The sequence below is a fragment of the Oceanotoga sp. genome (assembly GCF_030445905.1).
In the GTDB taxonomy this organism is placed as follows: Bacteria; Thermotogota; Thermotogae; order Petrotogales; family Petrotogaceae; genus Oceanotoga; species Oceanotoga teriensis.
This window is the reverse complement of record NZ_JASUSU010000007.1, coordinates 66,245-80,757: the sequence shown is the minus strand read 5'-3', so window position 1 is coordinate 80,757 and position 14,513 is coordinate 66,245. Positions and strand designations below refer to the sequence as shown.

The 14,513-nt window shown below is 24.3% G+C and carries 13 protein-coding genes and 1 pseudogene; 6 read left to right on the top strand and 8 right to left on the bottom strand.

What is annotated here, in order from left to right:
* A pseudogene (locus PWP28_RS03490) lies at positions 1 to 240 on the bottom strand (GNAT family N-acetyltransferase); the annotation flags it as partial.
* Positions 241 to 365: 125 nt separating this feature from the next.
* Here PWP28_RS03490 and PWP28_RS03485 point away from each other — a divergent pair.
* Positions 366 to 713: a TIGR04076 family protein gene (locus tag PWP28_RS03485; protein ID WP_109606611.1), complete on the top strand. Its 348-nt coding sequence runs from the start codon at positions 366 to 368 to the stop codon at positions 711 to 713.
* Between the two features lie 48 nt (positions 714 to 761).
* Here PWP28_RS03485 and PWP28_RS03480 read toward each other — a convergent pair whose 3' ends face one another.
* From PWP28_RS03480 to nuoE, 3 genes are read right to left on the bottom strand one after another with little or no spacing between them, the layout of a single operon-like run.
* Positions 762 to 2,477 (bottom strand): NADH-dependent [FeFe] hydrogenase, group A6, encoded by a 1,716-nt coding sequence (locus tag PWP28_RS03480; RefSeq protein ID WP_264149817.1) that lies wholly within the window; start codon positions 2,475 to 2,477, stop codon positions 762 to 764.
* The gene (locus PWP28_RS03475) at positions 2,461 to 3,675 is read right to left on the bottom strand and encodes an NADH-ubiquinone oxidoreductase-F iron-sulfur binding region domain-containing protein (RefSeq protein WP_308644260.1); all 1,215 of its coding nucleotides are present in this window, start codon (positions 3,673 to 3,675) and stop codon (positions 2,461 to 2,463) included. The genes PWP28_RS03480 and PWP28_RS03475 overlap by 17 nt, the downstream gene beginning before the upstream one ends.
* An 11-nt stretch (positions 3,676 to 3,686) precedes the next feature.
* A complete protein-coding gene (nuoE, locus tag PWP28_RS03470; RefSeq protein ID WP_109606616.1) occupies positions 3,687 to 4,106 on the bottom strand; it encodes an NADH-quinone oxidoreductase subunit NuoE in 420 nt (139 codons plus the stop codon).
* Positions 4,107 to 4,368: 262 nt separating this feature from the next.
* Between nuoE and PWP28_RS03465 the strand changes: the two genes are divergently transcribed.
* Together PWP28_RS03465 and PWP28_RS03460 are read left to right on the top strand one after the other, a co-directional pair.
* Positions 4,369 to 4,839, top strand: a complete 471-nt coding sequence (locus tag PWP28_RS03465) for a flavodoxin domain-containing protein (RefSeq protein ID WP_109606618.1) — start codon at positions 4,369 to 4,371, stop codon at positions 4,837 to 4,839.
* 29 nt (positions 4,840 to 4,868) lie between these two features.
* Positions 4,869 to 5,666 carry a bifunctional 2-polyprenyl-6-hydroxyphenol methylase/3-demethylubiquinol 3-O-methyltransferase UbiG gene (locus PWP28_RS03460; RefSeq protein ID WP_109606620.1) on the top strand — a complete coding sequence of 266 codons (798 nt, stop codon included), beginning with the start codon at positions 4,869 to 4,871 and terminating at the stop codon, positions 5,664 to 5,666.
* 20 nt (positions 5,667 to 5,686) lie between these two features.
* Here the strand turns inward: PWP28_RS03460 and PWP28_RS03455 are convergent, their stop codons facing one another.
* Both PWP28_RS03455 and PWP28_RS03450 read right to left on the bottom strand, forming a co-directional pair.
* On the bottom strand, positions 5,687 to 6,529 hold the full coding sequence (locus PWP28_RS03455) for a GNAT family N-acetyltransferase (protein ID WP_308644259.1): 843 nt from the start codon (positions 6,527 to 6,529) through the stop codon (positions 5,687 to 5,689).
* A 132-nt stretch (positions 6,530 to 6,661) separates the two neighbouring features.
* Positions 6,662 to 8,596 (bottom strand): methyl-accepting chemotaxis protein, encoded by a 1,935-nt coding sequence (locus PWP28_RS03450; protein WP_109606624.1) that lies wholly within the window; start codon positions 8,594 to 8,596, stop codon positions 6,662 to 6,664.
* Between the two features lie 233 nt (positions 8,597 to 8,829).
* On the opposite strand from PWP28_RS03450, the gene PWP28_RS03445 reads away from it, so the two are divergent.
* The 3 genes from PWP28_RS03445 to PWP28_RS03435 all read left to right on the top strand — a co-directional run bounded on the left by PWP28_RS03445 (position 8,830) and on the right by PWP28_RS03435 (position 13,254).
* The gene (locus PWP28_RS03445; protein WP_308644258.1) at positions 8,830 to 9,456 is read left to right on the top strand and encodes a flavodoxin family protein; all 627 of its coding nucleotides are present in this window, start codon (positions 8,830 to 8,832) and stop codon (positions 9,454 to 9,456) included.
* A 496-nt stretch (positions 9,457 to 9,952) separates the two neighbouring features.
* Positions 9,953 to 10,762 carry a DUF92 domain-containing protein gene (locus PWP28_RS03440; protein ID WP_109606628.1) on the top strand — a complete coding sequence of 270 codons (810 nt, stop codon included), beginning with the start codon at positions 9,953 to 9,955 and terminating at the stop codon, positions 10,760 to 10,762.
* Positions 10,763 to 11,043: 281 nt separating this feature from the next.
* Complete coding sequence (locus PWP28_RS03435) at positions 11,044 to 13,254, top strand: methyl-accepting chemotaxis protein (protein WP_308644257.1); 2,211 nt, start codon at positions 11,044 to 11,046, stop codon at positions 13,252 to 13,254.
* Positions 13,255 to 13,301: 47 nt separating this feature from the next.
* Here the strand turns inward: PWP28_RS03435 and PWP28_RS03430 are convergent, their stop codons facing one another.
* Positions 13,302 to 13,622 carry a putative heavy metal-binding protein gene (locus PWP28_RS03430; protein ID WP_109606633.1) on the bottom strand — a complete coding sequence of 107 codons (321 nt, stop codon included), beginning with the start codon at positions 13,620 to 13,622 and terminating at the stop codon, positions 13,302 to 13,304.
* A gap of 55 nt (positions 13,623 to 13,677) precedes the next feature.
* Positions 13,678 to 14,508, bottom strand: a complete 831-nt coding sequence (locus PWP28_RS03425; RefSeq protein ID WP_109606635.1) for an ABC transporter permease — start codon at positions 14,506 to 14,508, stop codon at positions 13,678 to 13,680.
* Positions 14,509 to 14,513: the final 5 nt, after the last annotated feature.

Sequence of the window (14,513 nt, the reverse complement as noted above, 5' to 3'; positions counted from 1 at the left end):
AAATCCTATCATTTTCCCTTTTTCTATGTCTATTGCTATTAATATACTTACAGGATTATTTGAAAATGCGCTTTCTGCTTCACTTTTCCAATGTTCATTGAAATGTTTTTCTATCCATTTTGTTATTATATGTTTTTCTGGAGATATTGCTTTTCTTATCATTATTCCTTTTTTTAATAACTCATCTTTATATTCTTTTTTTTCTTCAAGATTGTATAGCTTTACTAACATATCTGGCATTTTTATCACTCCAATATATAAATATATTAATATAATATCATATAATATAAGAATATTACAGTATAATATTTATAAAGGAAATTATAAAATCTTTTAAAAACATAATATTTTTAAGGAGATGGATTATGAAAAAATGGTATGATGAAGAATATGAATGGGAAATTGAAGTAATAGGTTTTTTACGTGGAAATAAAACAGAGAGATATTGTAGAAATGGTGAAGAAATTGGTGATATATATACTTGTACATATGGTTGTCCTGTAAACTCAAATGGTCAAGGTATTTGTTCAAAAGTAATGACTATTATGTTTCCTATTATGGAAGCTGTCAGAAGTGGTGGCGATTTAATAAATATCGGTGGAAATAGTAAATATAGTAAAAATATTGTTTGCCCAGATGGTAATGTTATATTTAAAATGACTGCAAAAAAACTTGATAATGAAAATTTTTATACAGGTAATTTTTTTGATTAAATAAAAAGACATCAGACTAAAGTTTTTAGTTTTAGTCTGATTTTATAATTAAGATCTTGAAGTATAATGTGTATGTAATAATTCATGAGATTTTTCGCTATTTGGATGATCTAAATATTCCTTATAAAGTTTTTTTATTGAAGGGTTTTCATGAGATTTTCTGTATTCACTATTTTTGTCTATATCATAAATCGCAGTCATTCTTTCAATTAAAGTATTCTCATCTGTTGGAATTGGCTGGCCACCGCCACCTATACAGCCTCCTGGACAAGCCATGAATTCTATAAAATGATATTGTTTTTCACCATTTTTTATTTTTTCTAAAATAGTTCTGGCATTTCCAAGTCCATTTACGATGGCTATTTTTATATTTTTATTTGCAATTTTTACTTCGGCTTCTTTAATGCCTTTAATACCTCTTAAATCATGAAAATCTATTTTTTCGAGTTCTAATCCAGTTATTACTTCATAAGAGGTTCTAAGTGCAGCTTCCATAACTCCCCCGCTTGCTCCAAATATTACTGCAGCACCTGAAGATTCTCCAAGCGGTTCATCATAAAGAGATTCTTTTAAATTACATAGATCTATACCAGCATGTTTAAACATTTTTGCCAATTCTCTTGTAGTTAGAACATAATCTACATCATTTATCATTTCTTTTCTCTGCATCTCATATTTTTTTGCAGTACAAGGCATTATAGAAATAACTTTTATTTTATCTTTCGAAATATTATTTTTTTCTGCAAAATATGTTTTTGCTATTGCTCCAAACATTTGTTGTGGAGATTTACATGAAGAAAGATTTTTTATGAATTCGGGATAATTATGTTCTACGAATTTTATCCATCCAGGGCTACAAGAAGTCATTAATGGAAGGTCTTTTTCGTTTTTTAAACGGTCTATAAACTCATATCCTTCTTCCATTATTGTTAAATCAGCTGCAAAATTTGTATCAAAAACTTTATCAAATCCGAGTAATTTTAATCCTTCAACCATCTGATAAGGAGAAATTTTTCCTGATTTTTCATTAAATTCTTCTGAAATGGCTACTCTTACTGCAGGAGCTGTTTGAACTATTGTAAAGTACTGATTAGATTCTATTGCCTCCCAAACTTGATCTATATGATATACTTCATGTAAAGCACCAGTAGGACATTCTAATATACATTGACCACAATTTGTGCATTCAACATTTCCCATTCCTTTATCCATAAAAGTTGTCACATGGGTTTCTGGTCCTCTATTAGCTATTGTTAATATATTTATATTTTGAATTTCAGAACATTTCCTAACACATCTATTGCAAATTATACATTTTTGTGGATCTCTTATTATTGAAAAACTACTTTTATCTACAGGTTGTTTTTTGTTTATAGGAGGTATTCTAATTTCTCTTATACCTATTTCATCTGATATTTTTCTTATTTCGCATGAATTAGCTCTTGAACAGTTTAAACAATTTGAACTACAATTTATATCATGTGAAGCAATTATTAGTTCCATTATTACTTTTCTTACATGCCTTACTTTTTTAGAATGAGTTTTTATATTCATTCCATCTTCAATTAAAGTAACACAAGCAGGCATTAGATTTTTTTTATTTTCAACTTCAACTGAACATAATCGACAACTTCCATAAGGAGCTAATTTTTCATTAAAACATAAAGTTGGAATTTTTATATTTGCTTTTTTTGCAGCTTGTAAAATTGTTATTTTATCATTGAAGGTATAAGATCTATTATTTATTTTAATGTTGATACTCATGATTTTTCACCTTCTTATTTAAAATGGATAAAATTAAATTGACAGAAGATTGACCAAAACCACATCTTGAAGCTAAACCTATTGCTTGTTTTATTTCACTTATTATTTCAATTTTTTCTTTAGATATAGTATTATTTTTTATAGTATTTTCTAATATTATATTTATATTTTTATTTCCTTCTCTACAAGGGAAACAAGTTCCACAAGTTTCATTTTTGAAAAAATCGGAAACATTTTTGAGTATTTCAAAAATATTTTTCTCATTATTTATTATTATCATTCCACCTGAACCTATTGAACTACCTATTTTTTCTAAATCTTCATAGGTATATAAAGTGTTTAATTCTTCTTTTATTAAACATTCGGTTGCAATTCCACCCGGAATAATCATTCCTATTTCTTTTCCTATTATGCCGCCACACATTTTTATTATGTCGTTTATAGTATTTTTACCGAATTCAACTTCATATACACCACTTTCGTATATATCACCACTTACAGATACTAATTTAGTTCCTCTACTATTTGAGGTTCCCATTTCTAAAAAAATATCATTTTCATATTTCATTATTTCGGCACATGTGCAAAGTGTTTCAACATTATTTACAACGGTTGGTTTATCATATAATCCTTTATTTATAGGTAAGGGCGGTTTAATTCTTGATATACCTCTTTTACCTTCAATTGAATTTATTAAGGATGTTTCATCTCCACATACATAAGCCCCAGCACCACGTATTACTTTTAAATCAAAAGAAAAATTACTTCCAAGTATATTATTACCAATTAAGTTATTTTTATACATTTTTTCTATAGTTCTTTTTATTTTTTTTATTGCAAGATCATATTCTCCTCTTATGTAAATATAACCATATCTTGATTTTGTTGCGTATCCACATATTAATATACCTTCAATTATTTTAAACGGCATATTTTCCATCAAATATCTATCTTTAAAAGTTCCAGGTTCTCCTTCATCTCCGTTACATATTACAATTTTTATATCAGAATCAATTTTATTTGAAAATTCCCATTTTAAACCCGTTGGAAATCCTGCTCCTCCCCTACCTTTTAGGGTAGATTTTTTTATTTTTTTTACTACATCATCAGGTAAAATTTTTAAAGATTTTTTTAATCCTTCAAAAGGGTAATTTTCATATTTTAAATTGATATCAGATTTTAAAAAGATTTTTTCCATAGTATCACTTCCTAATTTAAAGATTTTAGTATTTCTAAAACTTTATCTTTAGTTAGATACTTATAATAATGTCCATTTATAGACATAACAGGTCCTTCCCCACAATGACCTAAACATTCTACAACTTCAAGAGTAAATTTTTTATCTTCAGTTGTTTCTCCTTCATCGATTTTTAAATAATTTTTTATAGTTTTTAAGATGTTTTTTGAGTCTTTAATTCTGCATGAAACACTATCACAAATTCTTATTATATATTTACCTGTTGGTTTTAAATAAAACATAGAATAAAAACTTATAATTCCATATAAATGGGCTTTAGGTATTTCATGTTTTTTTGCTACTCTTATTATATCTTCTTCTGGAATATAACCGTAAGTATCTTGAAGATTATGAAGTTCTTCTATTAATTCAATTTCATAAAAAGACTGCATAATTTCACCCCCTTTTAAATTTCATTTGAGAATTTTATAACAAGAATAATAAAATGTTAATAAATTATTAAATAATTTATTTTAATTATAAGAGGATAAAATTAATTTTTTATTACTTTTAAATGTTTTTTATATTAAGATGAGTAATAATTCACAAAAAAGAAGTTTTATTTTATTTTTTTAGTGTATAATAAATAATGGGTATGATTATTTATTTTTTATTAAAAATATAAAATAATAGATATGAATTTGGAGGGATAATATGAAATCTTTAATAATTTATTCGAGTAAAAAAGGAACTGGTGAAAAAATTGCGAATTATATAAAAGATAGTGTTGATACAGAAATACAAATTGAAAAAATAAAAAAAGGTTTAGAAATCAATCAAAATGATTATGAAAATATTATATTGATATCTTCTGTTTATGCAGGTACTATGAATAAAGAATTTATTAAGTTTTCTGAAAATCTTTTACTTAATAAAAATTCTGAACAAAAAATTTATTTTTTAGTTGTTTCTGGATTTGAAGAAAAATTTCAAGAGTTTGTAGAAAATAATATAAGAAATAATTTAGATAAAATAGATATGATAGAGTATGCAGGATATTGCTATGATTTTAATAAGATGAATTTCTTTGAAAAATTTATAATAAAAAAAGTTGCAAAAGTTAATGAATCTGTTGAAAATATAAGAAAAGATAATATAGAAAAAGTGATTAAAAAAATAATATAATCTTATGTTTTTGATATGAGGGGGATAATATGAAAAAAATAAGAAAATATTATGATGATTTTGTAGAAAAAGAATGGATGAGACTCGATAAACATAAGATTGAATTTGAAATTACTAAAAGAAACATGAAAAAATATATTAAGAATAATTCAAGAATTTTAGATATTGGATCTGGTCCGGGAAGGTATAGTATCTATTTATCTCAATTAGGTCATAAAGTTACATGTGTTGATATATCCGAAAATAATTTGATTTTTGCCAAGAAAAAAGCTGAACATTTCAATGTTGAAATTGAAAAATTTATAAATACAGATGCAATAAATTTGAATATGATAGAAGATGAAAGTTATGATGTAGTTTTGAATATGGGGCCTATGTATCATATAATGGAAGTTGAAAATAGGAGAGAGTCTATAAATGAATCTTTGAGAGTTCTTAAAAGAGGAGGGATTTTATTTGTTTCATTTATAAGTTCATATGCTCCTATAATAGATTGCTTGAAAAAATATCCGGAAAACATAAAGACTTCAGAAGATTTGTTGAATTATTTAAAAGATGGAAAAAATATATCTGATGATCTCAATTTAGGATTTACTGATGCATATTTTATAAATCCACATGATATAAGACCTTTTATGGATTTATTCTTAATAAATGAATTAAAATTGACTGCTATTGAAGGTTTATCAGCTTTACAGGAAGAAAAATTAAACAATCTTGATGAAAGTACATTTGAAAAGTGGATTGATATTATATATAAGACATCAACAGATCCTTTAACTTGGGCTTCCAGTGAACACATGCTTTATATAGGTAAAAAAAAGTAATAGTTAATATATAACTATTACTAATATATAAAATCAAACACAACTGAATCGCCTATGTATTTATAACCTATTTTTTTATATATACCATTTGAAGTTTTATTTGACATATCTGTATATAGTGAAGTAAATTTATATCCTTCATTTAATATTTTTTCGCTTAATTTTGATACACATGAAGAAGCAAACCCTTGATTTCTAAATTTTTTAGGAGTGTATACGAGGTTTATTGCATAGCCATTTTCTGTGGGCCTTGTTTTTTTTGCCATTGAAACTGGATTGTTTTTGTACTCCCATAAAAAAAGTCTTTTATTATCTATACTATTTTCTGCTAATTCATAAGCTTTTTTATGAGTTATTTTTTCTAAAGCTTCTTCAGAAAAGTCAATGATCCACTTAGATATTGTGTTTATATCATTTTTTTCAGCTAATCTTAAGTTACCTTCAGATATTTCAATATGGTTTAATTTTTGAAGTTTATATATTCCTTGATTCATAGTTAGTTTAATAGAACAATTTTTTTTTCTTTGCCAAATTTTATTAAATGGTTTTATGACAGAAGAAGGACCGATTACACCACTTATTAAAAAATCTTCATCTATTAAAAAGTCTGATAATATAGAACAACTTTGTTCTGTAGGCGGATTTTCTGAATATAAAACTAATCTATCAATAGTTTTTATTAGTATAATTTCAATTTTTGAATTATTTTCTATATATGCAAATATTTGATCATCATAAAAACTTTTTTCAAAAGCAGATAAGATTATTCCTATAGGAAGATTGTTTAAAGCTTCATATTTTATAAGGTGCTTTTTTACTTTAGTATAAAAGTCTTTTGCATTATTATGTCTTATAATTTTCATATTTAATCCTCCAAAATTTTATTTTATAAGGATATTTTGATTTTTTTTAAACTTTTTTTATAAGTTAATTCTGTGATAATTATAACATATATTTTTAAAGATAGAGTATATATTTTATATACTCTATCTTTTTTATATTTTAAAATGTTCAACTTGTAAATTAAGACTATCTGATAAGTTATGAAGTCCTGTGGAAGTTTCAAAGATTTCATTTTTTATGTTCAATTGTTGATCTGATATTTTGAGTAAAGCATTTAATTTATCTACTATTTCTGTTATAGAATGAGTTACACTATCCATAGAAGAGCTTATTTCACTTGTAGAATAGCTTTGATTTTCAGAATTTTCATTTAATTTTTCTATTTTTAATTCCATAGAATTTATTAATATATCTATTGTCTTGAAGTTTTCTATCGTAGTTAACATTTTTTGATTTACTTCATTTAATGAATTTAAAGCATTATTTGTTGAAAAATTTACTTTTTCAGAGGTTTTTTTAAGTTCATTTAGTATATTAGAGATTTCTTCAGTAGCTTTGTTTGATTCTTCTGCCAGATTTCTTATTTCTGATGCTACAACAGCAAAACCTTTTCCTGCTTCTCCAGCACGTGCAGCTTCTATTGCGGCATTTAAAGCTAATAAGTTTGTTTGTTGTGTTATAGAACTTATACTATCAACTATTGATTCTACATTATTAGTTTTATTTTTTAAATTATCTGAATTCGATTTTGTTATTTCGAATTCTTTTAATGAATCTTTAATCATTTCTTTTATTGAATTTAAATTTTCTTTTCCATCATTTGATGATTTAGCAGTATTTATAGCTATTTTTTTTAATTCTCCTGTTTCATTTGATATAGCGTTTGCCGAAGCTGTTATTTCTTCTATACCAGAATTTACTTCTTCTACATTTGCTGAAACATTTTCAGAATTATTAGAGATTTCTTCTACACTACTTTTTAAAGAATTTGAAAATATATCTAAGTTATCTGTATGTGTTTTTAAATTTTTAGAATTAAATTCGAGAAGAAAAGCAGAATTTTTAAATAATTCTATAAATCTTTTATAATCATACCTTAAAGTATTTAAACTTTTTGATATTATTCCGATTTCATCTTTGCTATTTATTTCGTATTCTTTAGTTAAATTGCCTTTACTATATTCGTTTATGGTATGGCTGATATTTTTTAAAGGCATCATTATTTGTTTTTTTATGAAAAATGATATTATAAATATCATTACTATAAGTATTATTAAATTTGATGTTAAATTTGTAAAAAAATTAATTCTGACATCTTTAAAAGAATTTTTTATATTCATATAAGTATAAAAATTCCAATTTGTGATTTTTGAATTAGTTAATATATAAGTATTTTGATTATCTTTTGTGATTAAAAAATTAGATTTGTTATTTTTATCATCGAATAAATTTATATCTATGTTTTTTTCCGTGGAAATTATTTTATTATTTTTTGAATCCGTTATAAAAACATTGATGTTATTTTTTAAGTATGGAATAATATTTTTTTCTAATAAAGATAAATCTATATTTATAGAAATAATTCCCACTATATTATTATTGTTTTTTACAGGTTTTGATATTGAGATTATAGTTTTATAATTTGATAAAACGTATGGTGAAGATATGGAGACATTTTCTTCATCTTTTATAGTTTTTTTATAAATAGTATTTTTTATATTTTCAATATTATTAGTATCTTCTGGTACAGATATATTAGTATTATCTGAAAGTATATAAGTTATAGAATAAATGTTAGGATCAGAATTTTTATAATCCGTTAATAAATTATTGGCAAATTTTTTGTATGTATTATCATCAATTGATTGTTTCAAATTAATGTTTTTTGATAAAAAATCTACTATAGTTTTATAATTTGATATATAAGTTTCAAAATTATTCTTTATTAATAGATTACTTTCGATCATGTTTTCTGACAAAAAATCTTTTTTTTCTTTCAATTGATTAAAATTATTAAAAAATATTAATAAAAATATTGGTAGTACTAAAATAATAAAATATATAATAATTTTCTTGTTAATACTCATCAAAATCCCTCCATAAAATATACAATAAAAAATATATTGAAGCCTTTAAATATTATACCTTAAATAATTACTGTTAATTATTTTTGTAAGTAACCATAACAAAAAATTAATCAAAAATATCTATTAAATGATTAATGTAAAGTATATTAAGAGACTTTACATTAAATATATTTTTTTTTAATGATTATTTTTTATTTTTAATATTATAATTGTATGAGATGGGAGGTTTTATTATGAAAGTAATTGGATTTAATGGTAGTCCTAATTTAAAAGGCAATACCTATCAGGTATTGAATATATTTTTTGATGAATTGAATAAACATGGTATAGAAACTGAAATAGTTAATATAGGAACTAAAGTTATTAGAGGTTGTGTTTCATGTGGAACATGTTTTAAGACAAAAGATGAAAAATGTGTCTTTGATGATGAAGTTAATACATATATTCAAAAAATTAAAGAGTCTGATGGGATAATATTAGCTTCACCAGTTCATTTTTCTGGAATTACAGGAACTATGAAATCTTTTTTAGATAGAGTTTTTTATGTTTCTACAGCAAATAAAAATATTTTCAGACATAAGGTAGGTTCTGCATTAGTTGTGACAAGAAGAACTGGTGGGATGACAGCTTTGAATCAACTTTATAATTATATAAATTATTCAGAAATGGTAGTGCCAAGTTCAAATTATTGGAATGTTATATATGGCACAAATTCAGGAGATATAAATAAAGATCTTGAAGGATTACAAATTATAAAAGTTCTTGCAAAAAATATGATATGGACTTTGAAAAATTTTGAATTATCTTCTGTTAAAGAACCAGAAGCAGAGAAAAAAATAATAACAAATTTTATAAAATAAAAGGGAGAATTTAATCTCCCTTTTATTTATTAGCTTTTATATTCTTCTTAACATTTCTTCGAAAACATGTTTCATTTCTTCTTTGTCTATTTTGTTAATCAATTCAGAATAAGATTCTACTCTATTTCTTTTTAACATAAGACATACACCTCCTGCCAAATGCCAAAGTATTTTGGATAAAATTAAACGACTGTCAAAAATATATTATTATATTAATAATAATGATGTTTTAATTTTTTTTAAGTATTATTTAGTCATTTAAATTATATATAATGAGGTTAAGTCTATGTCAAGGGTTTATAATAACTTTTTAGGTTAATTTTGTGAAAAATATGAAGTTCACCTGATTAATAATTAGAACATATTTCATTCATAAATAGAATTATTTTTTTGTTATAAATAAGGTTAAATACTTTTTTAGTTTTTTGATATAAAGATTAAATAATTATGTGAGAGAATTTAAAAGAGTTTATAAAATATTCTTAGAGGTGTATTTATGTTGAATTTTTTTATTGGACTATTTTTTAGTTCTATCATAGCTATTATTGCTTATAAAAGTAATTCGCTTACTTTTAGCGGTTCTTTATGTGCAATTTTTGTAGGGACTTTGATATATACATTTGGGGGATTTTATCTTTCTATAATTATGATTTCTTTTTTTGTATCTTCTTCTTTAATTACAAAATTTAAAAAAGATATAAAAAATGATTTTGAAAAACTATATAAAAAAACATCCAAAAGAGATTATACACAAGTCTTAGTCAATTCATTACCTGCTATTATATATTCTATATTATATTTTTATAGTAAAAATAATATGTTTCTTGTCGCTTATGGAGTTTTTTTTGCCGCGGCTAATTCTGATACATGGGCTTCAGAGCTTGGAGTTTTAAGTTCTCATGATCCAATAAATATACTTACATTAAAAAAAATGCAAAGAGGTATTTCTGGAGGAGTAACTTTAACAGGATTATTTTTTTCATTTATAGGTTCTTTTTTTATTGGTATTGTATTTATGATTGGATATATTATAATTTTTAAAAATTTTTTAGTTCTTGAAATTGTAAAAATGTTTTTAATAATTACTTTTGGTGGTTTTATAGGCTCTTTTTTAGATAGTTTATTGGGAATTCTTTTTCAAAGTTTGTATATAGATTCTATGGGAGTTTATACCGAAAAAGAATTTTCAAATGGTAAAAAGAATAAACTTGTTAAAGGATATGCTTTTTTTGATAATAATATGGTAAATCTTTTAAGTACTTCTTTTGTTAGTTTTTTGAGTGTTTTTGTATATAACTTTTTATAGAAATCTTATGATTATGTATTTAATATGATACTTCTTTAGAAGTATCATATTTTATTTTTACAGACTTTTTTTTATATCGTTTTAAGTAATGTTTTAATAACTTATTATATTTGTTTTGGTAATTAATTTGTTTAATTTGTAATATTTGAGCGTTTGTTGTATAATATAATTAACAAATATGTACTATCATTGTATAATCGTTATACGATATAACTATAATTATATAAAAGGGGCGAAAAATATGAAGATAAGAACAAAGTTAAGTGTGTTTATACCTCTTTTTGTTTTTTGAAAATAAATTATATGATTTTCAAAATGAAAATTTTATAAAACAAATAGATTTTTCTTTTAATTCAGAATCTAATAATATTGAAGAGTCTTTAAAAAGAACTCTTGATTCTATTTTAGCTGATGAAAAAGTTTTAAAATCTTTTTATGAAAAAGATAGAGATAATCTTTTGAACATTTTAAAAGATTCTTGGAATACTTTGAGCGAAAATAATATAGCTCAATTTCAATTTCATGAAAATGCTAGATCTTTTTTACGACTTCATAAACCTGAAAAATTTGGGGATGATCTGAGTGGATTTCGTAAAACTATAGTTCAAGTTGAAAAGAATAAGAAATCAGTTTCAGGATTTGAAGTTGGAGTCGCGGGACTTGGTTTTAGATATGTTAGACCCGTTTATTATGAAGATAATTATGTTGGGACGGCTGAATTGGGTCTTGCCATTGATTCTACTTTTCTGAATAAAGTAGAAGGAGATTCATTTATTAAAGTGTTTAAAAGTGATATGACAGAAGGATTTATTATTTATGAAAATAAAAATTATGATATAGATTTGTTTTTGAACCATGAGCAGTATATAAAATCAGAAGAAGAACCTTATTATTATGAAGTTGATAAAAATAATATTTTTGTAATGCTTCCACTAAGAGATTTTTCTGATGAAATAATAGGATATATAGGGTCTAAAATAGATTATTCTAATATTGTTGAGGTTAAAAAGAATACCATTTTTTATTCTGGAATTATAAGTTTTATTGTTTTAGGTATAATAATTATATTTTCTTTTATTATTTCTAAAAAAATAATTAAACAGATAAATTTTTTAAAAAATAATGTTGATGAGTTTTCAAGGGGTAATATGATAATTAATTTTGAGGATATGAAATATGATGATGAATTTAAAATAATAGCTTCTTCACTTCAAAGATCTGTTGATGAGCTTGGAAAATCAATGATAAGAATTACACAATTTGCACAAGGTTTGGGAAGTTTAAGTTCGACTCTTACAAGGAGTTCTAAAAAAAGTCAAAATAATTTAATTAAAAGTAGAGAAAAGATTTCATTAATAAATGAAAATACTATTGATACTTCCGAAAGAATTCATCAGGTTAATGAAAGTGTTCAAGATTTATCAACTGCAAGTGATTCACAGGCAGTATCGGCTCAAGGGCTTAGTGAAATTTCTAATGATATATCTAAAAATTCTGATGAAGGTGTAAGGGCCATTGAAAAAATGAGTGAAATGCTCTTTACAGCTGTTGAAAAATCGGAACTTTCAATGGAAAATTCAGATATTTTGATGAAAAGTTCTGTAAGAATAAGGCAAATATTAGAAACTATTGATAGTATTACAGAACAAACAAATTTACTTGCATTGAATGCTGCAATAGAAGCAGCTCGTGCTGGAGAAGCAGGAAAAGGATTTGCTGTTGTGGCAGATGAAATAAGAAGTCTTGTTGAAGAAAGTAAAAGAGCAACTGAGAATATATCAAATATAATTAAAGATTTAGTAGAAATATCTAAGAAAACCAATGTTTCTAATAAAGATACTGCAGAGTTGATAAAAAACACAGAGACAGAAACTAAATCGATTCTTCAGAAATTTGAAAATATGAATGTGAAAATGAATGATTTGAATGAAATAGTTGAGAATTTTTCTGCAAGTACTGAAGAAACAAATGCAACGGCTGAAGAGATAAGTGCTAATATGCGAAATTCATCTGATAAGGTTGATGAAATAAGAAATAGTATTAAAGAAATTCTTGATAATAATGATATTATGCTTGAGGATAGTGAATATTTAGTAGATATTTCGGATAATACTATAAAAAATGTTGGAGATCTAATTTCGATGTTATCTTCTTTTGATATATTTGATAATCATATGAAAAAAAGAGAGTTTGAAAAGGCTTTAAAAGCTCATGAAAAATGGGTTAAATCATTTCAAAAAATAATAGAAGGGGAAGAAATAGAAGTTGAAAGTGATCATAATAGATGTAGTTTTGGTATTTTTTCAAAAATAGTAAAATGTAGAAAAGAGTATGAAAAAGAATGGGAAGAAATCTTGAGATTGCATGAAGAGCTTCATAAAAAAGCTAAAGAAATTAATAAAGGTAGAGATTTGAATATTTTAATGAATGAAGTAAAAAATATTTCTGAAAAACTCCAAAATGGTATAAAGAATATGATAAATAAATTGTAAAGAAATCCCCAATCTTTTATGATTGGGGATTTTTATAATTATTTTTATTATTCGCAATAAACTGCCGTGCCAGAAGCTGTAACCATTAACATATTTCCACCTTGTCCTAAAACTTCATAATCAATATCAACTCCAACTACAGCATTTGCACCGAGTTGTGAAGCTCTTGCTTCCATTTCTCTTATTGCATCTTCTCTTGCCCTTATTAATTCCCCTTCATAAGATCCAGATCTTCCACCAAAAAAATCTCTTAATCCAGCAGCAAAGTCTTTTAAAAAATTCACACCCGATACTACTTCGCCAAATACTATACCTTTATACTCTATAATTTTTTTCCCATCAATAGAATTTGTTGTTGTGACTATCATAATTAGCCCCTCCCTTTCAATTGGATTATTAATATTATACATTATTTTTTTTTATTTAATGTCCAGATAATCTTCCTTCTTCTAAACATTTTGTTTCTATTTTTTTAAATACAATATTTCCAATTATTAAAAGTAATAAAGAAGTTATTATTAATATTATTATTTCAAATTTTATATTGAATAAAGATTTTTGAGATATTAAAAAATATCTTGTTGTATCATATACATAAGTTAAAGGTATTAATAATGATATAAATAAGATTCCTTTTGGAAATACTTTTATGGGGAAAAAGCTACCTGATAATCCGCTTATTAATGAATTTGACATATCAATTATAGGATTTGCATTTTTGGCTAATAATACTAAACTTGCTATTATTATACCTAATCCATAAAAACCTATTATAGATATTATTATTATTAATATTGCTTTTAACATATTTCCATTAATATTGAAATTGAATGCAAAGTGACATACTATTATAGTTATGACTATTTCTAAAAAAGTTATAAAGTAATTGTATAAACTTTTTCCTACTATTAAATGAATTTTGTTTATTGGAGCTGACCAATTAGATTCTAAAACGCCTTGTTGCATTTCTTCTTTAATTGAAAAACCCATCCCCCACAATGTTGATATTAGTATTGAAGATATTATATATCCAACTACTATAAATCCAATATAATCTGAGTTTCCTGCATAATATTCAAATCCTGGAAGATTTCCATTTTTAGTGAATCCTTTTCCCATAAAATAAAATGGAGCTATCCACATTATAGGCATAAAAAAATTCATTAAAAAATTTATAGGATATCTTATATATATTTTTAATGATATTATAAATCTTGCTTTGTATACATTAAGAATATATTTAATATTATTCATATTTT

Coding starts and splice junctions, on each gene's coding strand:
- PWP28_RS03480 (WP_264149817.1), bottom strand. CDS start 2,477: ATGAGTATCAACATTAAAATAAATAATAGATCTTATACCTTCAATGAT.
- PWP28_RS03465 (WP_109606618.1), top strand. CDS start 4,369: ATGAAATCTTTAATAATTTATTCGAGTAAAAAAGGAACTGGTGAAAAA.
- PWP28_RS03430 (WP_109606633.1), bottom strand. CDS start 13,622: ATGATAGTCACAACAACAAATTCTATTGATGGGAAAAAAATTATAGAG.
- PWP28_RS03425 (WP_109606635.1), bottom strand. CDS start 14,508: ATGAATAATATTAAATATATTCTTAATGTATACAAAGCAAGATTTATA.
- PWP28_RS03475 (WP_308644260.1), bottom strand. CDS start 3,675: ATGGAAAAAATCTTTTTAAAATCTGATATCAATTTAAAATATGAAAAT.
- PWP28_RS03455 (WP_308644259.1), bottom strand. CDS start 6,529: ATGAAAATTATAAGACATAATAATGCAAAAGACTTTTATACTAAAGTA.
- nuoE (WP_109606616.1), bottom strand. CDS start 4,106: ATGCAGTCTTTTTATGAAATTGAATTAATAGAAGAACTTCATAATCTT.
- PWP28_RS03485 (WP_109606611.1), top strand. CDS start 366: ATGAAAAAATGGTATGATGAAGAATATGAATGGGAAATTGAAGTAATA.
- PWP28_RS03445 (WP_308644258.1), top strand. CDS start 8,830: ATGAAAGTAATTGGATTTAATGGTAGTCCTAATTTAAAAGGCAATACC.
- PWP28_RS03460 (WP_109606620.1), top strand. CDS start 4,869: ATGAAAAAAATAAGAAAATATTATGATGATTTTGTAGAAAAAGAATGG.
- PWP28_RS03450 (WP_109606624.1), bottom strand. CDS start 8,596: ATGAGTATTAACAAGAAAATTATTATATATTTTATTATTTTAGTACTA.
- PWP28_RS03440 (WP_109606628.1), top strand. CDS start 9,953: ATGTTGAATTTTTTTATTGGACTATTTTTTAGTTCTATCATAGCTATT.